The organism is Arcticibacter eurypsychrophilus (assembly GCF_001730525.1).
In the GTDB taxonomy this organism is placed as follows: Bacteria; Bacteroidota; Bacteroidia; order Sphingobacteriales; family Sphingobacteriaceae; genus Arcticibacter; species Arcticibacter eurypsychrophilus.
In genome coordinates, this window is sequence record NZ_MDFN01000016.1 from 64141 (window position 1) to 85840 (window position 21700).

17 protein-coding genes are annotated in these 21700 nt (G+C 38.9%); 10 read left to right on the top strand and 7 right to left on the bottom strand.

Going from position 1 to position 21700, the window contains the following annotated elements; all coding sequences use genetic code 11:
- Positions 1 to 48: 48 nt before the first annotated feature.
- Positions 49 to 945: an aldo/keto reductase gene (locus tag BFL47_RS10410; RefSeq protein ID WP_069659733.1), complete on the top strand. Its 897-nt coding sequence runs from the start codon at positions 49 to 51 to the stop codon at positions 943 to 945.
- 181 nt (positions 946 to 1126) lie between these two features.
- Here BFL47_RS10410 and BFL47_RS10415 read toward each other — a convergent pair whose 3' ends face one another.
- The 6 genes from BFL47_RS10415 to BFL47_RS10440 form a co-directional block, all read right to left on the bottom strand.
- Positions 1127 to 2488, bottom strand: a complete 1362-nt coding sequence (locus tag BFL47_RS10415) for an NAD-dependent succinate-semialdehyde dehydrogenase (RefSeq protein WP_069659734.1) — start codon at positions 2486 to 2488, stop codon at positions 1127 to 1129.
- A 99-nt stretch (positions 2489 to 2587) separates the two neighbouring features.
- Positions 2588 to 2899, bottom strand: a complete 312-nt coding sequence (locus BFL47_RS10420) for a YgaP family membrane protein (protein ID WP_069659735.1) — start codon at positions 2897 to 2899, stop codon at positions 2588 to 2590.
- 512 nt (positions 2900 to 3411) lie between these two features.
- A complete protein-coding gene (locus tag BFL47_RS10425; protein WP_069659736.1) occupies positions 3412 to 5505 on the bottom strand; it encodes a ComEC/Rec2 family competence protein in 2094 nt (697 codons plus the stop codon).
- On the bottom strand, positions 5502 to 7544 hold the full coding sequence (locus BFL47_RS10430; protein ID WP_069659737.1) for a helix-hairpin-helix domain-containing protein: 2043 nt from the start codon (positions 7542 to 7544) through the stop codon (positions 5502 to 5504). The genes BFL47_RS10425 and BFL47_RS10430 overlap by 4 nt, the downstream gene beginning before the upstream one ends.
- The gene (locus tag BFL47_RS10435) at positions 7534 to 8337 is read right to left on the bottom strand and encodes a PorV/PorQ family protein (RefSeq protein ID WP_139125806.1); all 804 of its coding nucleotides are present in this window, start codon (positions 8335 to 8337) and stop codon (positions 7534 to 7536) included. The genes BFL47_RS10430 and BFL47_RS10435 overlap by 11 nt, the downstream gene beginning before the upstream one ends.
- A gap of 91 nt (positions 8338 to 8428) precedes the next feature.
- Entirely contained in the window at positions 8429 to 9202 is a 774-nt protein-coding gene (locus tag BFL47_RS10440) for a queuosine precursor transporter (RefSeq protein ID WP_069659739.1), read from the bottom strand.
- Between the two features lie 126 nt (positions 9203 to 9328).
- Here BFL47_RS10440 and BFL47_RS10445 point away from each other — a divergent pair, with 126 nt between their 5' ends.
- From BFL47_RS10445 to BFL47_RS10455, 3 genes are all read left to right on the top strand, one after another.
- Positions 9329 to 10108 carry an amidohydrolase gene (locus tag BFL47_RS10445; RefSeq protein ID WP_069659740.1) on the top strand — a complete coding sequence of 260 codons (780 nt, stop codon included), beginning with the start codon at positions 9329 to 9331 and terminating at the stop codon, positions 10106 to 10108.
- A gap of 76 nt (positions 10109 to 10184) precedes the next feature.
- The gene (locus BFL47_RS10450) at positions 10185 to 12629 is read left to right on the top strand and encodes a penicillin-binding protein 1A (protein WP_069659741.1); all 2445 of its coding nucleotides are present in this window, start codon (positions 10185 to 10187) and stop codon (positions 12627 to 12629) included.
- A gap of 47 nt (positions 12630 to 12676) precedes the next feature.
- Positions 12677 to 15919, top strand: a complete 3243-nt coding sequence (locus tag BFL47_RS10455) for a DPP IV N-terminal domain-containing protein (RefSeq protein ID WP_069659742.1) — start codon at positions 12677 to 12679, stop codon at positions 15917 to 15919.
- Positions 15920 to 15986: 67 nt separating this feature from the next.
- On the opposite strand, the gene BFL47_RS10460 is transcribed toward BFL47_RS10455, so the two are convergent.
- Positions 15987 to 16331: a GIY-YIG nuclease family protein gene (locus tag BFL47_RS10460; RefSeq protein ID WP_069659743.1), complete on the bottom strand. Its 345-nt coding sequence runs from the start codon at positions 16329 to 16331 to the stop codon at positions 15987 to 15989.
- A 90-nt stretch (positions 16332 to 16421) separates the two neighbouring features.
- Between BFL47_RS10460 and BFL47_RS10465 the strand changes: the two genes are divergently transcribed.
- The 6 genes from BFL47_RS10465 (at position 16422) to BFL47_RS10490 (ending at position 21684) form a co-directional block, all read left to right on the top strand.
- Entirely contained in the window at positions 16422 to 17201 is a 780-nt protein-coding gene (locus tag BFL47_RS10465; protein ID WP_069659744.1) for an XRE family transcriptional regulator, read from the top strand.
- A 59-nt stretch (positions 17202 to 17260) separates the two neighbouring features.
- Positions 17261 to 17662 carry a Spy/CpxP family protein refolding chaperone gene (locus BFL47_RS10470; protein WP_069659745.1) on the top strand — a complete coding sequence of 134 codons (402 nt, stop codon included), beginning with the start codon at positions 17261 to 17263 and terminating at the stop codon, positions 17660 to 17662.
- A gap of 74 nt (positions 17663 to 17736) precedes the next feature.
- Complete coding sequence (locus tag BFL47_RS10475) at positions 17737 to 18861, top strand: aminotransferase class I/II-fold pyridoxal phosphate-dependent enzyme (RefSeq protein ID WP_069659768.1); 1125 nt, start codon at positions 17737 to 17739, stop codon at positions 18859 to 18861.
- Entirely contained in the window at positions 18858 to 19466 is a 609-nt protein-coding gene (gene bioD / locus BFL47_RS10480; RefSeq protein ID WP_069659746.1) for a dethiobiotin synthase, read from the top strand. Before BFL47_RS10475 ends, bioD begins: the two co-directional genes overlap by 4 nt.
- Before the next feature lie 47 nt (positions 19467 to 19513).
- The gene (locus BFL47_RS10485; protein ID WP_170827304.1) at positions 19514 to 20710 is read left to right on the top strand and encodes a pyridoxal phosphate-dependent aminotransferase; all 1197 of its coding nucleotides are present in this window, start codon (positions 19514 to 19516) and stop codon (positions 20708 to 20710) included.
- Positions 20707 to 21684 (top strand): bifunctional heptose 7-phosphate kinase/heptose 1-phosphate adenyltransferase, encoded by a 978-nt coding sequence (locus BFL47_RS10490; RefSeq protein WP_069659747.1) that lies wholly within the window; start codon positions 20707 to 20709, stop codon positions 21682 to 21684. The genes BFL47_RS10485 and BFL47_RS10490 overlap by 4 nt, the downstream gene beginning before the upstream one ends.
- Positions 21685 to 21700: the final 16 nt, after the last annotated feature.

Genomic DNA, 21700 nt, shown 5'->3' on the forward strand with positions numbered 1-21700 from the left:
TCAATCGTAAAAATAAACATTATTTTAGAGCATAGATTTAGAGCAGGAATGAAGTATAATCAAATTGGTCAATCGGATATTCAAGTAAGTGAAATAGGGTTTGGTTGTATGTCTTTAGGGATTGATGAACGAAACAATAAGTTTATTATTGACCAGGCACTGGATTATGGAATTAACTTTTTTGATACGGCTGATCTGTATGAGAAAGGATTGAATGAAGAGCAGGTTGGAAAAATACTAAAAGAGAAGAGGTCTGATTGTATCCTGGCAACCAAAGTTGGGAACCAATGGAGAGCAGATGGAAGTGGTTGGGATTGGAACCCGCGGAAGGAATATATTATTAAAGCGATTGAAAGCAGTTTAAAGCGCCTGGATACCGATTATATAGATCTCTACCAATTACATGGGGGAACTCTGGAAGATCCCATTGATGAGGTTATAGAGGCATTCTCGACATTAGTAGATCAAGGGAAGATCAGGCAATACGGCATTTCGTCTATTCGTCCGGAAGTGATAAGAGAATATGTAGAACGTTCAGCCATTGTGAGTGTCATGATGCAATTCAGCTTACTGGATCGCAGGCCTGAAGAAAGCATGATGAAATTGCTGGAAGAAAATGAGATATCAATTATTGCCCGTGGAGGTATTGCTCAAGGTTTATTAGTGAATAAACCAGCACGAGAATACCTCAATTATACCGCTAAGGATGTAGAAGTGGCAGCAAAAGCAGTCAACTTTGTTGCAGGTACAAAAAGAAGTCCTTCGCAAACTGCTCTTCTTTTTGTATTAAAAAAACCTCCGGTAGCGTCTGCTGTTGTAGGAATCCGCACCATTGAACAGCTCAATGACGTAGCTAAAACTGCAAATGTTCCTGATTTAACTGCCGCTGAATATACTTTTTTAGGGGAGTCGGTTAAACCTAATCTCTACGAGAAGTTTAGATAGCTTTTAAAGAATATTCAATTTTAATTATGCTGGACGACACGGTTATTTAAAGATTAGCAAACCCAATGTTGCCCAATGAATTCAGCGGAAAATAAGATCACAATATTTTTGGATAAAAGTGCAATAAATCCATATTATTGATATGTTGGCAAAGACAGAAACACCTTCAATATACTCTGTTTTAAGCGACGTATACAGATTTGATATTTACAAATTCCTTAATTCCATATGCACCAAGCTCCCTTCCATATCCTGATTGTTTGATGCCACCGAAAGGAAGATCCGGACTTGAGCGAACAAAATCATTGATGAAACAGCAACCAGCCTCAATCTGCATGGAGGCTATGTGATTTGCCCTGTCTAAATCAGTTGTAAACAATGCGGAACCTAAACCAAAGGAAGAATCATTGGCTACACGGATAGCTTCATCCTCATCTTTCACCACAATAACGGATGCCACCGGACCGAAGAGTTCTTCATCATAAGCAGGCATTCCTTTCGTTACATCCATTAAAATTGTAGCCGGGTAAAAGGCATGTTCGCCGGCTTCTACCTTGCCCCCCAGAATACATTTTGCTCCCATTTCAATACTCTTCAGAACTTGTTGATGAAGTTCATCGCGAAGAGAGGTTTTTGCCATAGGACCCATTGTGGTATCTGGAAGCATAGGATCACCTGAAAGTTGACTTGCCATCTTCTCCTTAAATAATGCAATAAACTGATCTGCGACTTCTTCTAATACAATAAAACGCTTAGCTGCAATACAGCTCTGTCCGCTATTGATCAATCTGCTTTCTGCACACTTCGAAGCCGCTAGCTCTAGGTCCGCATCCTCAAATATGATATAAGGGTCACTCCCTCCCAATTCAAGTACTGCTTTTTTAATTAGTGAAGCTGCTTGTCCGGCAACTTTCATCCCAGCCTCTGTACTCCCTGTTATGGTTACGGCTTTGACTAATGGATTTGCAATAACCGATTCAATGGAATCACTTGAAACTAGCAAAGTTTGAAATACATGTTCAGGAAATCCTGCTTCCCTTAACAGATCTTCAATAATTAAAGCACAACCGGGAACATTGGAAGCATGCTTTAGGAGAGCTACATTTCCAGCCATTAGTCCAGGGGCTAAAAACCGGAACGTCTGCCAAAAGGGAAAGTTCCAGGGCATCACTGCAAGTACAACTCCCAAAGGTTGAAATGTAATATAGCTATTACTGGCATCGGTCTTCACTACTTCATCTTTTAAAAATTCGGCCCCATGCTCAGCATAGTAGATACAGGCCTTTGCGCATTTTTCAATTTCGGCACTTCCTGCTGTTATTGGCTTCCCCATTTCTTCTGCCATCAATTGAGCGAGCTCCGTTTTTCTCGTTGTTAACGCTTCTGCTAGTTTTTTCAGAAGATCTGCCCGTTGATCAAAACCTACTGTTCTCCATGTTTCAAAGGCCTTTTGAGCGTTATGGATTTTATAAGTGACTTCTTCAGCAGTATGGAGCGTGTATTCTTTAACTAATTTACCATTGTATGGATTCGTAGTGTGCATGCTTGTATAAATTAAAAAGAGGCTGTAATCTTTTTTGATTCAGCCTCTTTAGGTGTAATTCAATATGACTAACCAATCTATTTTATATCGTCAAACTGACTAAGATACAGTGAAGCTTTTAGGAGAACTGATTAGAATTGTTTCGTTTTCTTCTTCTAAATCTTCTTCAAGTGCTGCCTTTAACGGACAGTATCCTGTTAACCCTCTTTGCATTAAAGCACCTCCTGCAACTATTTTCCCTAAAGCAAATACAGGATGAGAGAAAATACTGGTTATACCACTAAATAAAATGAAAGCGCCTGTAGCTAAGGAAATGATTCGCTCTGATTTACTCACATTAGCATTTGGATTATCCTGGAGTAACGGACCCTGAAGAGAATCCTTTAAAGTGTCAATTATTTCGTTATTCATGATAAATTATTTTATTTTTCTAAGCCTTTTATTCAACAACACGATTATTGACACAGTGTTTCCACGAATTTCAAATCATTTTGAGCGTACAATTAGGGTTCTAAACCCTTTATTTTATGGAGGTAATGATAAAAGATTGAAGAAGGGGTCGTAACAACTGTTTTTTTAAAATTTTAACACTTTATAAGGTTGGCAAATTATCAGCCTAACTATCATTAATTAAACTACTAAACTGCTAATTTTCTTAGAGATTTTGCAGGTAACAAGCACTTCTATTGAAACTCAAAAATGACTTAATTTTACGCTTATTTCTATTCAATAATATATTTTCATTTTAGCACAATAAAAGTTTGTTGGTATGAAATTTTACATATATTTGATGGAGCTCATCTGGCAAAATTATAAACCAAGCCCTTATCTTAACCAAGATAAGGGTTTTTCTTTTATCGCATTTCCTAGAGATTAATAAGCCTAATTGTGTTGGGATCAAGACACGGAGAAATTTTCAATTACTACATATTTTCCATATTTAATGCCTTCTGATTTTTCAGTATATAATATGTTAAACCCAGCTGTTCTGCATCTTTGGTCCATTGTTCAATTTTATAATTGGCATTCTTAGATCCGATGATCAGATAGCTGAATTTATAATTTTTCATTAATTCAGCCAGCTTGACAGATGGATTATCATGCAGTAATATCGCATTTACAACCACCGGCAAACGGGATACACCCGGATGATAAGATCGATCATAAATAATGAGCTTCCAGCTTTTAAACTGACAAATATGACCTTTTAAAAAAAAGTCAGTGGTTTTATACGTAGTCGGAAATAGAATAAAACTTTCTAAATTCAGGTTTTGATTGTTTATCAGGGGCATGATCGAATAGCTAGTTAATTGATCATCCTTTTTCAGGTCGCTTAGAACAGTTACCTGACCCCTTCTTATGAAAGCAATTGCCATCTGGTTTCTAAGGGAATAAAAAACAACACTTGTCTTTCCTTTTAGCAATAGATTATTGGTACTATTTACGCTGACTAAAACCAACATGATAACTACTAGCAACCAGACTGTATGTTTAATCTTGCTTTTAAAGGCGACATAGAAACCAATTAAAAAACAATAAAGGAGCAGATAGTACCAGATCCCAAAGTGAAATCCATGGAGATTAGCATAGGGAAGGTTTTCTATGATCCGAAGTCCCCCATTAAGAACCAGGATACTTCTCTCCAATAGTACACCTAAAATGCGTACTGCAAAATCAAATGGAATCAATAGAAAGCAGATTCCTGCGTACATAATGATCACAACAGGAATAAGGATGAACAGGTTGCTGATCAGAAAAAATACCGGGAATTGATTAAAATAGTATAAACTCAAAGGGAAAGTAGCTATTTGAGCGGCAAGTGACACAGCTATGCATGACCAGATTTTGCCCAATAACCAATTCTTTATTTTCACTCTTTTATATATTTCCGGGTAAAGCAGGATAAGTCCCATCACTGCGAGATAAGACAATTGAAAGCCGACATCTAATAACAGCACGGGTTGAATCAATAATTGAAAGAATGCGGACGCTGCAATGCAGTTAAGCATCTTCTGGTCTCTGTTCATCGCTTTGCCAACAATGACAAAGCTAATCATGATGGCTGCCCTACAAGCTGCTGCCGAAAATCCAGAGAGCAAAGTATAGGACCAAACAATCAGGATGAATAACAAAGTTTGAACTATCTTCAGTTTATTTCGGTTCATGAACCCTAAAAGATAGCCTGCCATGGTCATAATCAAGGCGACATGCATTCCCGAAACAGACAATACATGCATGGTGCCGGTCTTACTGTATGTATGGAGTACATCTTTACTTAAATCTGCTTTATATCCAAGTAATAGAGTAGAAACCAGAGCAGAGGCCTCTTGATTAGGTATAAACTTATCCAGCTTTCTCACCATGTTTTTCCTTTGATCAATTAGGAAAGAATTGAAGCTCCAATGTGTTCCCTCAAATTGCACTTGTGCTAAAGTCAAATACGCCTGGTGATAAATCCCATGATTTGCCATGTAGGTTTTGTAATCAAATTCATAAGGATTACGAGGGCCTTCGATCAATTTGTATCTTGCAGGAATCAACAGTATTGCTCCTTCTTTATATGGATCCGTATTTGCAGAGTCCGCTTTTAGCGTTACCAGCATTTTACCACTTACAACTTGTATTTTTTCCCGTTTGATACTTTGCCGAACGGACACTTCAAATCGCAAATGGTTATTCTTCAGTTGTGGCTCTGATGTAATTTCTACTAATAGGGCATCTGAACGATGATGAGCAAAATAATTCTTAGAATATACCTGAAAGTTGAAAAGCGTATATGTTGCAAAAAAACATAGTATGAACAAAAAAACACTTAATCCAGGCATCCAGGCATATAAATACAGTTCATATCGCTTATACTGCATCTGCATTGCAAGCATGAGCAGAAGCAACATTCCAGTAATAAAGGGCAAAATAAAATACAGCCATGTCGAGGCCTGAAAGCTTAAAGCAATGGAAATACCTATTATTAATGGAATAAGCAACCTTATAAAAACGTGCTGGGTGCTGTATTTCATTTTAAGCTGTATCTGACCTGCATTTTAATATCCGATTTATGTCGACCTTCTATTAAATCCAGTCCACTTCCGATATCTTCTCCCGCAGAGTATTGTGTAATTGAATATCTAAGCCAGGCATCTATAGATTTGCTTAAGCGGTATCTGGTGTTCAGGTAAAAGCGATATCCTTTATCCTGATAAGCAGGAATAGAGTAACTGTAGAGCACATCATTTTCAAAAGCATAAATACGCGAATCATAGGCATCACAATGAAAGAATGCAACTCTAAAATTGCCGCTCAGCTTTGAACCCATCGGTTTGTATAAAACATCCTGATAAGCCAATAAACCTATTTGACTGTTTGAAGCTTTTTTATACTGCACAACTTCTACCCTATTTCTAAACTGAAAGTTAGAATTTAGTTTAGTTAAAAAATCCAGCCTATAGTTATCCTTGTTTACCGGTACCAGATAGTTTATGGTATTTTCACCCGCATCATTCTGCTCTTTGACATTGGATTTGTACCGGAAACTCACTTTGGTACTTTTTTTAGGAGACCAGCTTGCCTGGACTAAAATCTCTCTTCCTGAAGATGGTACATCCACACGATAACGGAGCCATGGGAACCTGAAAAAATCGGTATAAAACGACACCTCCGTTTTTGGCGTAAACGCAACAGATAAACCAGAGTAAAAACCACTTTCATTGGAAGCATTACTTCCTTCATTGATCGCTTTATTAAAGAATGAGTAATAATTTTTCTGATAATTTCTATAAAATAGCACCGCCGATACCTTGCTGGAAAGACTACCCATTAAACCACTTATTAAAGCAAAACCACTATTCAGACTATGCGAAACCTCAGCGAAAGAATAAAGGTTATTCCAGGTGTAATTGTAATAAACGGAACTGTTGGTCAGTGTTGAGCCTGCAAATTCAAATTTGTTATACAGGAATTGTCCAGCCTCCAGATTATAATTATATCTAGTTTGATAAAGAATAGCGCCTGAACGCAATGCTTTTCCATTATATTGGATCACCGATCCATATGCGAGCTGACTTGCTGCACCTTTATTATCTAACTCTGATGATGTCCGGTGCAATCCTGTAATGCTTAGGGAGCTGATCTGTGACTGGTTTATTAAGGTATCTGCAGTAAAAACAGAGGCGTCGAGATGATGATAGGATATAAAAGGAGTCAGTTCAAAATGTTTAATAGCTATTGTAGCCGCGACTCCTCTAAAAAACTCGGTTTCGTTAGTAGAAGAATATGGTTTTAATCCTGACTGCAACTTCGCAATGCCCGCAATATTTGCCCCTTTACCAAAACTTAGACCTGACCATAGACTTAAACCTTGTCCAAATTGCAAAGAGTAGTCGCCCAAAGCTAGCTTTTTAACATACCGTCCGTTACGAATAAACAGACTCGCAGAGTAAAAATCAAATCCATAAGGTTTAGCAGATGAGCCAAAAGGTTCGCCTGCATCCTTTTCCATCGTAACTGCTCCGGAAATATTTTTACCAAAATGATATCTATACCGGTTTAAAAGCTTAAAAGGTGAACCTGTATAATGAGAAACCGTATCAGGAACCAGATAACCTTTCTGCTGCTCTAAAGTACGGGAGTAGGTGGTCATCAACTCATGTGTACTTTTTGCCTGACTATTTTTAATTTCCAGCATTCCCGGTTTAGTAATCATGATAAAAGGAATCATATATTGTAGGGTTTCCTCTGTAAATAAATCGATCAGCTGCAGTTCCTGAATTTCAACAAAAGGGCCATTATCACTTCGGTAATCCAAAAAACCAGTTATTTGTAAAGGGCTTAAAAACACCAGATCAGTTAATTGTTCCGGAGTAACTGTATTCAGATCATAAGGATGCTGCTTTATGAAATACAACCTTTCTGAGAGTTCCGAATAGTCTGTTTCCGACTGATTATTTTCAGCAATAGATTCCAGCAAAGTTTCAATGAAGGGATCACTTTCTGTTTGAGCATAGCCTGACTGAAAGCTGATCACTAAGACCAGCAGCAGTAATTGATGTTTAAAACTCATAGGCTAGCGAAATCTGTGGAGAATAACCCAAAGCAGGATGACTACTTATTGCACCGTCAATACATAAATGATCAATAGCATATCCAAAACCTGCGTACTGCTTAAAGGGACGTGTGGAGATGCCCCCACGAAACGCAAGCTGAGGAATAACACTGTATTCTAATCCCGTTCTAAAATCGGCAATTCGCTTTGAGGATACAACAAGAGCAGTACTGATGAGGACCTTATCCGAAAACATGTAAGAAGAACCTGCTTCAGCAAAAACAGGCAACACATCATCAACAGATGTATCATAAGAGCTGGCGGAAGGGTTCACGACATGAGCACCAATAATCAGGTTTTCGGAAGGCTTAAATTGTAATCCTGCCTCTAGGGAATAGGTACCAGCATTCCCATAGCCAGCAATACTCAGCTGATGATAATTAAAATTTAAAGAAGCATAAAGAACATCGTTAAAGTTGCAGGCATATGCGAAACCAAACCGGCGTTCTTTATAAGCAGAAAAGCCAAAACTCTGCATACTCCATCCGAAGGTTTGATGCCGGTAAGGATAGGCAAAAACAATAGACTGCGTACTTATTTCAGTACCTTGAATGCTGCTTAAATAAGATATAGCAGCTATCGGTTTATGCAATGAAGCAAGGCCGGCCTGGTTGGATTGAATAGACCATACCTCCTGCAGGGCCACTCCGGTTTGACCCATAGCGGTAATACGTGCTCCGGCATTCATATTTTGAGCAAACAACCCTTTCGTACTGAGAATTAGAATGACTGAAAGCCATAACATTTTCATACTTAAGAAATAAGCAACCAGGTTTATGCCGGAAATGTAGTGTTTTTTTTCGCTGCAGAAAAAAACTTGTAATTTTTATTAAAATTATTATTTAATCTACTTTTGCGGCCTCCTCCCGTAGGCTTAAGGACAACTCTTTTCCTAAAAAGCGATCTATGATTCCGTGAAGTAAATATAGGATTGGGGTCATTCCTACTGCAACAATAAATTTATAGGTATAATTGACCAGTCCAATTGCAGCCACCATCTTCCAGCTCCAGTGATACTGAGGATTCAAATAAAAAGCGATAAAAATCACTACAAAACTATCTATAAATTGAGAAACCACTGTAGATCCGGTTGCTCTTAACCACAACCTTTTTTCCCCTGTTATTTTTTTTATCCTGTGAAAAATGGCGACATCAACAAATTGTCCAAGTAGAAAAGCAGCAATAGAACCTGCAATGATCCACATACCCTGACCAACAACACCCAAAAATGCACGGTTCATATCGATTACTTCACCCTGAACAGTTTGTTTAACCCAGAAATCTGCGGGACTCAAACCCATTGCAAAAGCAATCACAAGAAAGGCATATGCAATCAGAAAAGCGGTAATCAAAGATAAAAACCGGACTTGCTTCATTCCATAGTATTCATTAATAAGGTCTGTAGTTATAAATACAAGTGGCCATGTCAGCACCCCTGCCGACATGTTGAAAGATAATCCAGGGACACCAAATAAGTCAATATTGAACTTAGGCAGCCCTAAAGAGGCCTCTACGCTAAAAATTTTGACCCCTATTATTTCTGCTAAAATGGTATTAGCAACCATAAATGTTCCCAGAATAAAAAAAAGTCTGCTTTCCTGGCTCTTTAATATCATATAAAAGTATTTTTAGACAGTAAAGCTATTATTTTTCATCATTTTTACACTTTGAAATTTAGATTAGACCAATTATTAGAATACAACGTTTGCATAGTTATTACTTTTACGATCTGATTAGAATTAATGAGTATTTTAAAAATCACCACATTCCAGGCATACTTATTCTGGGAGAACATAGAAAAGAATCTAAAGAACCTTGCTTTAAGGCTTTCTTCAATTCGCGAAAAGACTGATTTGATCATTCTCCCTGAGATGTTCAGCACAAGTTTTACCATGAATGCCGAGATATTGGCTGAAGAGATGAACGGGATTACCATGCAATGGATGCACCAACAAGCGATTCGCTTCAATTGTGTTATTACAGGAAGTCTCGCCATTAAAGAAAACGACAAGTATTATAACCGCCTGATCTGGATGCGTCCTGACGGAACCTTCGAGAAATACGACAAAAGACATCTCTTTAGTCTTGGTAAAGAAGACCATGTATATACGGCCGGTACCAAAAAACTTTTTGTCGAACTAAAGGGTTGGAAAATCTGTCCTGTCATCTGTTATGACCTTCGTTTCCCGGTTTGGCTGCGTAATGTGAATGCAGAATACGACATTTTAATTGTGGTGGCCAACTGGCCTGATAAACGCGCTTCCCATTGGAAAAGCCTTATCCCTGCCCGTGCAGTAGAAAACCAGGCCTTTGTTATTGGTGTTAACCGTGTTGGGCACGATGGAAATGAAGTCTATCATAATGGTGATTCAATGTGTATAGATCCCAATGGAAATACCGTTTATTATAAACCAAATGATGAAGACCTCTATACCTTTTCCATATCGGATGAGGACCTTCATAAGGCTAGAAGAACGCTACCTTTTCTTAAAGACGCAGATAATTTTAACTTTACAGACTAAATTAGGCTGTTCATTATATTCATTTTCATATTACCCTAATTTTTAAATAGAAAGGATAATCTACTCCGACCACTATATGTTTAAAGAGATTAAAAATAAGCCACTACGTTATATTCTAATTTGCATCTATTTTTCTATTATTTTCTTTTGTGCTATTGAAATAAATTTCCTGTGGCTATTCGGTTACTCCCCTACTATCAGAGATATTGAGGCTCCGAACATGCGGATTGCTTCAGAACTCTACACTGCTGATGGTAAATTAATTGGCCGTTATTACAAAGAAAACCGAAGTCCGGTTGAGTTCAACAAAATATCACAGGGAACCATTGATGCACTCGTTGCAACGGAAGATATCCGTTTTTTTAGCCATTCAGGCGTAGATATCAGATCTTTATTCTCCAGTTTAGCCTCCACCGTATCTGGTGATAAAAGAGGAGCCAGTACCATCACACAACAGCTTGCCAAAAATCTGTATCGTACCAGAAATATTAAACAACAAGGTCTGATTAAACATGTGCCCTTATTAAGGACTGTTATTTACAAATTTAAAGAATGGCTAACTGCTTTGAAGATTGAAGGAAAATATTCGAAACAGCAAATCCTTACTATGTACCTGAATACGGTTCCTTTTGGAAGCAATACATATGGCATAAGGACCGCATCCAAATTGTACTTTAATAAGGAACCTGAAAAATTGCAAGTGGAGCAGTCCGCACTGTTAATTGGTATGCTTAAGGCTACTACTACCTATAATCCTGAAAACCACCCTGACAAAGCATTTGAAAGAAGAAATGTGGTGCTTTCACAGATGGAAAAGTATAAATATATAAGCCCACAAGAATATAATACACTTAGCAAGCGTCCTTTAAACATCCGAAAGGGACAAATTACAGAAGAAGAACGAGGTGATTCGTATTTGCGTTCCGCAGTGGAACGGTATTTAAGTAAATGGTCAGAAGATAATGGATATGACTTATATGAATCCGGACTAAAAATTTATACCACAATTGACTCCAAGCTTCAGAACTATGCCGAAGAGGCTGTTAATGAACAAATGAAGTCGTTGCAAAGAAGATTTAAAAATATATGGGGAAATGAAGATCCATGGAGAACCTCCGATGGTAAAGTAATTGAAAACTTTCCTGAAATAGCTTCGCAGCGACTTCCCATCTATGCCATGCTTAAAAAGCAGTACAATGGCAATCAGGATTCTATTGACGCCTACTTCAATAAGCCTAAAAAGATGAAGGTCTTTAGCTGGGATGGAGATAAAGAGGTTGAATTTTCAACCATGGATTCCATAAAGTATTACGCCAGCATATTAAATACAGGAATGATGACTCTTGATCCTTTCAATGGGCACATTAAAGTATGGGTAGGTGGTATTGATTTTAAACACTTTAAATATGACCATGTAAATCAGGCCAAACGACAGGCAGGATCCACATTTAAACCATTTGCCTACCTTGCGGCATTGGAAAGTGGAATGTCTCCTTGCGACAAGTTTACTGACAAACCAGTTCGAATTAAGTATCAGGAAGACGATTCAACCAAATACTGGGAACCTAAAAACTCAGACTATTCCTTTTCAGGGAGAGAAATGAGTATGCGATGGGCAATGGGTAAATCGGTAAACTCAATCACTGCACAGATCACAGAAAAAGTAGGTTGGGACAATGTGGTAAAATATGCACACGAATGTGGTATTGAAAGTCATCTTAAATCTGTTCCCTCAGTAAGTCTCGGTTCCAATGATGTTTCCGTATTTGAAATGGTTAAAGCTTATGGCACCTTTTTAAATAAGGGAGTACGAACAGACCCTATTTTAGTGGAAAGAATTACAGATCATGATGGAAAAATTATTGAGCAGTTTAAAGCTGAACAAAAAAGAACATTAACTGAAGAAATTGCCTGGCTCATGTTATACATGTTCCGTGGAGGTATGGATGAACCCGGAGGTACTTCACAATCTTTATGGGAATGGGACCTTTGGAAAAAAGGAAACCAAATTGGTGGTAAAACAGGAACATCATCCGATTTCGTTGATGGCTGGTACATGGGTATTACCAAAGATCTGGTAACAGGCATATGGGTAGGTTGCGATGAGCAAAGTGTTCATTTCAGGTCATCAGGTACTGGTGAAGGTGCCCATACTGCTTTACCGATATTCGGAAAATTTATGGAAAAAGTTTATCACGACGCATCTTCAGGTTATACTTATGGTCCTTTCCCTGCCCCCGGTGTGGAAATTACCCGTAGTTACAACTGCCCGTCCCCTCGATTTGTTATCGACACCACTAAAGTGGACTCTGTAGATACCGATTCACTGTCTGTTCCTGATACCTTGAATATTGACGATACTAACCTTAGCGATCCTCCCGTACTTGTTCCCGCGGAAAAAGGTGCAGCAGTTTTACCCAAAAGCAGCCAAAATGTAGCTGAGGATAGCCGTGCAGAGAGAAAAAGAAAAAGACAAGAAAAAAGAGAAGAGAAAAAACAAAACAAAGACCAAAACAATTAAATTTGAGTACAATAACTTTTCTGGATATCCGTATATAACCTACATATATGAAAAATTTCTATCTAAACTTGACCACGTTAAAAAAAGGAGTTTTTTATTCACTTCTTTCTTTAACCCTTATTCTAACAGCCAGTCCATCAAAGGCTCAATATTTCGGGCAAAATAAAGTCCGGTATAAAAATCTTAAGTTTCAGGTTAACCAGTCCCCTCATTTTGAGCTGTATTCTTATTTAAAAAATGATTCACTGGTAAAGCGCTTTATGCAGGAAAGTGAGTTGTGGTATGACCTGCATCAACAGGTATTCAGAGATACATTTGCAAAAAAAAATCCAGTAATATTATATAACAATCATTCAGATTTCCAGCAAACAACCGCTATATCAGGGGAAATAGGTATCGGAACAGGAGGTGTAACTGAAGGTTTAAAAAACAGGGTAATCATGCCTGTTATGCAACTTAACCAGCAAACCCGTCATGTTCTTGGTCACGAGCTCGTGCATGCCTTTCAATATCATTCCTTAATTGAAGGAGACTCAACTAACCTGGAAAACATTGGAAACCTTCCCTTATGGATGGTGGAAGGAATGGCCGAATACCTTTCTATTGGAAAGGTCGATCCTTTTACTGCCATGTGGATGCGCGATGCCTATTTGAATAAGGACATCCCTACTTTGAGGGACTTAACGGAGACTAATAAATACTTTCCTTATCGCTATGGACAGGCATTCTGGTCCTACGTTGGCTCAACATATGGGGACACCATAATCGTCCCTTTCTTTAAAGCTACAGCAAAATTGGGCTATCAAAATGCAATCCAGGCTACCTTTGGTTATGATGAGCGCACATTATCCAATTTATGGCGCACAAGCATAGAGAACACCTATAAACCTTTCTTAAAAGACACTTCACAGATCCCTGTAGGACGTCGCTTGATTGACAATAAAAATGGGGGAGACATGAATGTAGCCCCGGCAATTTCACCCGATGGAAAATATGTTGCATTCCTATCCGAAAAAGAACTTTTTAGTATTGATCTTTTTCTGGCAGATGCGCAAACAGGTAAAATAATCCGCAAATTAAGCAGTCGAACGAACAATACCCACATAGACGAATTCAGCTTTATAGAATCTGCAGGTGCATGGTCTCCGGATAGCAAAGAATTCGCATTTACAATTTACAATCAAGGTCAGAATAAACTGATGGTGGTGAACATCGCAAATGGGAAAGTCCTGATGAGCGAAGGTATGGGAGCTGTCAGGGAGTTCAGTAACCTGGCATGGGCACCTAATGGTGATGACATTGCATTTACTGGTTTAAAAGAAGGATTTAGCGACCTTTACATCTACAATACAAAAACGAAAAACCTGACACAGCTTTGCAATGATAAATATTCAGATTACCAACCCAACTTTTCAGCGGATGGGAAATACTTGCTTTTTACCAGTGACCGGACCACGCTTGACAAAAGTTCCCAGACGGCTAATATAACCTACAATCTGGCAATAATGGATTTGGCCACAAAGGCAATCACTAATATTGATGTCTTCAATGGTGCTGATAATCTAAATCCTCAGTTTTCTGCCAATGGGGAACAAATTTATTTTCTATCAGACAGAGATGGGTTTAGAAATTTGTATAGGTATACTTTAAGTACCAGGGTTGTAGAGCAGATGACCGATTATTTCACCGGAATCAGCGGTATTACAGCATACTCACCAGCCTTAAGTTTATCCCGCAACGACGATGTATTATACTCCTATTACAGATCTCAAAAATATACTATCTACAACGCTAAAGCCAGTGAATTTAAACCAGTAGTTGTACAGGGAAACGCCCTAAACTTTGATGCTGCTAATCTTCCACCACGAAAACAAACCGGTGTGGATCTAATTAACGCTAATTTAAGAAACTTCGAACGTTTTGAAACGATTAACAGCAATCAGATAGAGGCAGTCAAATACCGTCCTCAATTCAAACTCGACTACTTGTCAAGTAATGGTGTCGGCGCATCTGTTGGTCGCTTCGGTACAGGTCTTTCAAGTGGAGTTCAAGGTATTTTTAGTGATATTCTAGGTCGAAACCAGATCTTCGCTACTGCTGTAGTCAACGGTGAAATCTATGATTTTGGTGCCCAATTTGCCTATATTAATCAGCAGAGCCGAATTAATTACGGAACTTCTATTTCTCATATCCCTTATTTGTCCGGATTTTATGTAAGTCAGTTACAGGCAGGTGAAAACCCTGGTGGAACGGGCTACAATTATGTAGAAGGAACTGACTTGCTTCGTACGTTTGAAGATAAGGTCGATTTTTTTGGAATATACCCCTTCTCCAGGATCTTTCGTTTTGAAGCAGGTGTAAGTGCTGCTTATTACAGCTACAGAATTGACCGGATGGCTAATTATTATCAGGCCTATGTCACAGAATCTTCAACCGGAGAACTCAGCTATACAGGAAGTGATTATTATCCTTTTGATTCAGACAAACGAAAACTTAAAGGAGATGAATTAGCTGCAGCCTATCCAGGAAGCACCTTCAATGCCTTTACCATTTACCAAACCAACGCTTCTTTTGTTGGCGACAACTCCTTTTCAGGAGTGACTTCCCCATTAAGCGGTTTCAGGTTTAGATTAGGAATAGAAAATTATATTGGCGATTATAATTTCCAGGCTTTTACTGCCGATCTGCGCAAATATGTGCGGCTAAAACCAGTCACTCTTGCAGGAAGGTTCTATAGCTATACCCGTTTCGGAGAAGACCAAAGTGCTTTATATCCTTTATATATTGGGTATCCTTATTTGATCCGCGGTTATGAATCTGCTTCCCTCTATTCAAATAACGGGACTAACAACACAGGAATCACTATTGACCAGCTATCAGGATCAAAAATTGCTGTTGCTAATTTTGAAATCAGGTTGCCATTTACCGGTCCGGAGAAACTCTCTGCTGTCGAATCTAAATTCTTATTCAGTGACCTCAATTTGTTTTTCGATATTGGTATAGCTTATAATCAAAATTCAAAATTAAGGTGGAAAGCTACTGAAGATCAACAGGTCATTGATATTCCCTCTCCTACTCCCATTGGAAACAATGGAAATACGGGTGGTTTTATTGGAGGTACAAACAGTTCATCCTCTATTATAGAACGCATCCCAGCTATGAGTGCGGGTATTTCTCTTCGCGTGAATATGTTTGGCTATTTCGTTCTTGAACCATACTATGCATTTCCATTTCAAAGAAAAGATATCAAAGCAGGCGTATTTGGATTAACCTTCGCTCCCGGCTGGTAAACGAGCTAACTCCATCGTTACGCTCAATTTTTTATCAAGGATCTTATATCAGGAAAAGCGGCCAGTTTTAAGCCGCTTTTCCTATTTTTACAGGTTCCATACGCTCATCCTGCAGCATCATTTCCTCGTAACTTAATCCAATAGCAAGATCTAACCAATCTGGATTTACATCCCGGATTAACTTCTCCTTTTGTGCCCTGGTAAACTTGCAGATCAGGTTAAAACGATGTAAAGCAACCTCTTCAGTGCGGAGCTCCTCGAAATAGATTAACCTGCTTAGCTGACTTGCACTGTCAAAAAACAGGTTAGGCATTTCCTTGTAAAAATTTATTGTCTTTAATAAATCAGAGCTCATGCCCACATGCAATGAAGTCCGGTTTCTGTCTGTAATTACATAAACAAATCTTTTCATGACTTTAATGTTTTATATGTTAAAATTATTTGCTAATTTTATTGGCATAAAGATACTAATAATATTAGTAAAACAAAATATATTTTTAATATGCGCAACATTTCTAATAATTTAAGATATTTAAGAAAGAACAAGAAGCTTACACAGCAGCAATTCGCTGATACAATGGAGATTAAAAGATCCCTTGTTGGAGCTTATGAAGAAGACCGGGCGGAACCAAGATATGATTTGCTAAAAAAATTCGCAGAGTTCTATGAATTAAGCATGGATGAGCTGATCAATGAAACGATCAATGAAAAATGGAAGCCTAAACCTAAACTAGATGCTTCAGGGATCCGGGTGCTGAGTATATCTGTCGATTCTGAAGACCGCGAAAATATAGAACTCGTACCTGTAAAAGCTAGCGCAGGCTACTTAAATGGCTATTCTGACCCTGAATTCATAAGTGAGCTACCCAAATTTCGACTTCCCTTCCTGTCTCAGGGAACCACTTACCGCGCCTTTGAACTAAAAGGAGATTCAATGCTTCCCCTACAGCCCGGCTCCTTAATCATAGGCGAGTATATTGAAAACTGGACCGATGTAAAAATTGGTGATACCTATGTCTTTATTACTAAATCTGATGGTATTGTATATAAAAGAGCAGGGAATAAATACAAAGAGAACAAGACTATAAAGCTTATCTCCGACAACCAGGTATATGAGCCCTACCCGGTGCAAGCCGAAGACATCCTGGAAATCTGGAAAGCAAAGGCCTATATTTCTACATCATTCCCGGAACCTTCACCCGAGCCAACCATGGAAAGCCTCACCCTAATGATGGCCCAAATGCAAAAATCAATTGCACAGATTAACAAACCAAAAAATTAATTAATCGCCTCATTAAACCTGTTGAACTTCCTTGAGTCTTATAAGGAAAAACCAATAAAATGAAAAAGAATTTATTGTTTATCGCACTATTAGCAGGAGCTGCTTCTTTTAGTCAGGCTCAACAAAGACCTCAGAGAAACTCTGGAGAAATGGTACAGGGAAATATTGAAATGCTTGACAAACAACTTTCTCTTACTGCCGAACAAAAAACACAGGTTACTGCTATTATGGTGACTCATAGCAAATCGATGGATAGTCTGAGAAATACTATGGGAGACCAAGCAGACCGAATAGCTATGCGTACCAAGATGCAGGAGTCCCGAAAGGAAAATCAAACAAAGATTATGAGTATCTTAACAGACGACCAGAAAAAGGCTTATAAGAAATACATTGCAGACCGTCAAAGCAGAATGGGAAATGGCCCTGGAGGTAATGGACCAATGGCAAACCCTAATAATTAAAAAAATATTTTCTTATTCCAATAAAAAAGCGGCTTTATTCAGTCGCTTTTTTAATTTTGGGACGGGGAACACCAGTGAATAGCATAACAACATTTTTAGAACAGAAACTTGAGGTTAGAAAACAATCTAATGCTTACAGGAAACTTATAATTAACAAAGGTCTGATTGACTTTTGCTCTAACGATTATCTTGGCTTTGCATCATCTGCAGAGCTTCGAAATATGATTAGTGCAAAAGCACATTTAACCACTCCTCAACCAACAGGCTCCACCGGTTCCCGATTAATATCAGGAAACAACAGAATAGCCGAACAACTGGAGTCGGATATCGCACAGTTCCATTCCGCAGAAAACGCTTTACTTTTCAATTCAGGTTACGACGCCAATATCGGTCTTTTTTCATCCCTTGCACAAAGAGGCGATACCATTATAACAGACGAATTAGCACATGCATCCATCATTGATGGTGCCAGACTAAGTTACGCCACCCGCTTTTCATTTAAACACAACGACCTCGAAAACCTCGAAGCAAAAATTAAAATCTCCAAAGGAAATATTTATATTGCAGTTGAGAGTATCTATTCAATGGACGGAGATGAAGCACCTTTGCAGGCATTAGTGGAATTGGCTGAACAATATGGCGCCGCACTTATCGTCGATGAGGCACATGCAACGGGGATCTACGGACAACATGGAAGTGGTCTCATCTCTCAATATAACTTAGAGAAGCGTGTTTTCGCCCGGGTAATCACCTTCGGAAAAGCCTTAGGCTGCCATGGGGCCGCAGTAGTTGGACCCACGCTTCTAACAAACTACCTGATCAACTTTGCCCGCTCCTTTATATACAGTACAGCTGCACCATCCCACTCTCATCTATCAGTGAGTACGGCTTATCAATTACTTCAAAAAGAAGATTTCCAAAGTAAGATTCAGAAAAAAATTAAGTTCTTTAAAAAAGAGGCAGCAACGATTGCAGATCGGTTTATTCCATCCAACTCGCCCATTCAATCTTTTATGGTACCCGGCAATAATGAAGCAAAACAGCTGGCACTCTTATTAAAAGAGCATCGATTTGACATCAGGCCAATCCTTAGTCCTACTGTTCAGGACGGTAAAGAACGTCTACGGATTTGTCTGCATACCTTCAATTCTGATCAGGACATCAAACATCTCCTCACTCTATTAATCAAATCAGCATGAAACCATTGTTTATTACAGGTATCGACACCGGCATAGGAAAAACCGTTGTGTCGGCTATATTAACCGAAAAACTTCAGGCGGACTATTGGAAACCCATCCAATCTGGCGATCTGGAATCATCTGACACCCTTAAAGTAAAATCATTGGTATCTAATAGTAAAACGGTCTTTCATCCAGAAGCATACCGTTTAACACAACCTTTTTCTCCTCATAAATCCGCAGACCTTGATGGGATACAGATTTCTCTAGATCAGATCAATATACCTGATACCCTTAACCGGCTTATTATAGAGGGTGCGGGCGGACTTCTTGTTCCCTTAAATCAAAACCAATACATGGTTGACCTGATCAAAAAGTTTGACGCCGAAGTGATTCTTGTTGTTAAACATTACCTTGGAAGTATCAATCATACTCTGCTCAGTCTGTCGCTGCTGAACAGCCTAAATATTCCTGTAACCAGAATAATCGTAAATGGACCAAACGATGAATATGCAGAAAAAGCCATAAGAAGTTACTCCAACAACATAATAATTAACACGATAGCACAGACCGATATCCTCGATAACGACTTTATAATCAGTCAGGGCGAACACATTTCCATTTAATTGGCTTACACTTTAGCTTTAAACCACTTTTAATATATATTTGTACTATGAGTATTTTATCTAACCGCATAAACAATCTCGACGAGTCGGCTACTTTAAAGATGTCAAAACTCGGTCGGGAATTGTCAGCAAAAGGCATTGATGTGATCAGCCTGAGTCTTGGAGAAACAGACTTTTACACTCCCGATTTTGTAAAGGATGCAGCGAAAAAGGCAATTGAAGGAAACTTTTCTTACTACACACCCGTACCTGGATATCCTGAATTGAGAAAAGCGATTGCTGAAAAGTTAAAGCGTGAAAATAATCTGGATTATACTTTCGATCAAATTGTGGTATCTACAGGTGCAAAACAATCACTAACCAATATCATACTTAGTCTGGTAAACCCTGGAGATGAAGTTATTATACCAACTCCATACTGGGTATCTTACTCTGAAATTGTGAAGTTAGCAGAGGGGGTATCCGTATTTATTGATACTACTTTAGAATCTGATTTCAAGATTACTCCTGAAGAACTTGAAGCAGCGATAACACCGCAAACCAAGCTCTTCATGTTCTCCTCTCCAAATAACCCTACAGGAACGGTTTATACAAGAGATGAACTTGCCGGTCTGGCTAAAGTATTTGAAAAATACCCCAATATTTACATTATCTCCGATGAGATCTATGAGCACATCAATTTCCTTGGCGAACATGCTTCTATTGCGCAGTTCGCTGAAATTAAAGATCGTGTGATTATCATTAACGGCTTATCTAAAGCCTATGCAATGACCGGATGGAGATTAGGTTTCTCAGCCAGCAACAAAACTATCGCTGTAGCAAATGAAAAGCTCCAAGGTCAAACGACTTCCGGAACCTGTTCCATCTCCCAAAAAGCCGGAGTTGCCGCCTATAATGGTACCCTGGACAGTGTAAACGAAATGCGTATTGTATTTGAAAAACGCCGAAATCTTGTTTATGATCTATTAAAAGAGATTCCAGGAATGAAGGTAAACCTTCCAGGCGGCGCATTTTACTTCTTCCCTGATGTGAGTTCTTTCTTTGGCAAAACTACAGAGAGTGGCGAAGTAATTAACACTTCCGATGAACTGGCCTTATATATTTTGAATACAGGACATGTGGCTGTTGTGAGTGGCGATGGATTTGGAGATAAAAATTCTATCCGCATATCCTACGCTGCCTCTGAGGATAAATTAATCGAAGCAGCATCACGTATTAAGAGCGCACTAGCAAAACTGAAATGATAGATCTCTTCAGAAAGTTCAATGAATTGAACATTCTAATCATTGGAGACGTCATGATGGATTCATACCTTTGGGGAAATGTTGACCGCATTTCCCCAGAGGCTCCTGTCCCTGTAGTTTCGGTACATAAGCGTGAAAATCGCCTTGGCGGTGCAGCTAACGTGGCACTCAACATTCAATCCCTTGGCGCTACACCATTAATCTGTTCCGTGATCGGAAATGATATGGAAGGTGCAGCCTTTCTGCGTTTACTGGAAGACCACGAACTCTCAGCTGAAGGAATCATTAGTCTGAATGACCGCCCTACCACCGTTAAAACCAGGGTAATTGGTCAGAACCAACAGATGCTCCGGATAGACGAAGAAACCGACGCCCTGCTTAGTCAGGAACACTCCGGGCAGCTCATCGATAAAATTAAAACACTCATCAACAGCAAGGAGATTCACGCCATCATTTTTCAAGATTACGATAAGGGAGTGATCAGTCATCAGCTAATTATCGAAATCGTAGAAGAGTCAAAGAGGAAGAATATCATTACCGTTGTTGATCCCAAAAAAAGAAATTTTCTTAAATATGCCAATGTAACCCTATTTAAGCCCAACCTGAAAGAATTACGTGAGGGACTAAAAGTAGAGATTGACATGCGCCAGATGAAAGATCTGGAATCCGCTGTCGAACAAATAAAGGGACATTTGAATGCCGAACATATTATGGTTACTCTTTCAGAGTTAGGCGTATTTATGCAGTCAAATGATCAGAAAAGACTTATTCCAGCGCATATCAGAAAGATAGCCGACGTTTCAGGTGCCGGCGATACAGTGATCGCTACAGCAGCAGTATGTTTGGCCAGTGGTCTGGATGTATTCACAACTGCCGCCGTTTCCAATCTGGCGGGTGGACTGGTTTGCGAACATGTAGGCGTCGTGTCAATCGACAAAGAGCATTTACTAAACGAATCCCTAAAGCTTAAATAAGTATATTAGAACAAGA

Coding starts and splice junctions, on each gene's coding strand:
- BFL47_RS10465 (WP_069659744.1), top strand. CDS start 16,422: ATGCGCAACATTTCTAATAATTTAAGATATTTAAGAAAGAACAAGAAG.
- BFL47_RS10435 (WP_139125806.1), bottom strand. CDS start 8,337: ATGAAAATGTTATGGCTTTCAGTCATTCTAATTCTCAGTACGAAAGGG.
- BFL47_RS10485 (WP_170827304.1), top strand. CDS start 19,514: ATGAGTATTTTATCTAACCGCATAAACAATCTCGACGAGTCGGCTACT.
- BFL47_RS10430 (WP_069659737.1), bottom strand. CDS start 7,544: ATGAGTTTTAAACATCAATTACTGCTGCTGGTCTTAGTGATCAGCTTT.
- BFL47_RS10490 (WP_069659747.1), top strand. CDS start 20,707: ATGATAGATCTCTTCAGAAAGTTCAATGAATTGAACATTCTAATCATT.
- BFL47_RS10460 (WP_069659743.1), bottom strand. CDS start 16,331: ATGAAAAGATTTGTTTATGTAATTACAGACAGAAACCGGACTTCATTG.
- BFL47_RS10410 (WP_069659733.1), top strand. CDS start 49: ATGAAGTATAATCAAATTGGTCAATCGGATATTCAAGTAAGTGAAATA.
- BFL47_RS10415 (WP_069659734.1), bottom strand. CDS start 2,488: ATGCACACTACGAATCCATACAATGGTAAATTAGTTAAAGAATACACG.
- bioD (WP_069659746.1), top strand. CDS start 18,858: ATGAAACCATTGTTTATTACAGGTATCGACACCGGCATAGGAAAAACC.
- BFL47_RS10425 (WP_069659736.1), bottom strand. CDS start 5,505: ATGAAATACAGCACCCAGCACGTTTTTATAAGGTTGCTTATTCCATTA.
- BFL47_RS10440 (WP_069659739.1), bottom strand. CDS start 9,202: ATGATATTAAAGAGCCAGGAAAGCAGACTTTTTTTTATTCTGGGAACA.
- BFL47_RS10470 (WP_069659745.1), top strand. CDS start 17,261: ATGAAAAAGAATTTATTGTTTATCGCACTATTAGCAGGAGCTGCTTCT.
- BFL47_RS10445 (WP_069659740.1), top strand. CDS start 9,329: ATGAGTATTTTAAAAATCACCACATTCCAGGCATACTTATTCTGGGAG.
- BFL47_RS10450 (WP_069659741.1), top strand. CDS start 10,185: ATGTTTAAAGAGATTAAAAATAAGCCACTACGTTATATTCTAATTTGC.
- BFL47_RS10420 (WP_069659735.1), bottom strand. CDS start 2,899: ATGAATAACGAAATAATTGACACTTTAAAGGATTCTCTTCAGGGTCCG.
- BFL47_RS10455 (WP_069659742.1), top strand. CDS start 12,677: ATGAAAAATTTCTATCTAAACTTGACCACGTTAAAAAAAGGAGTTTTT.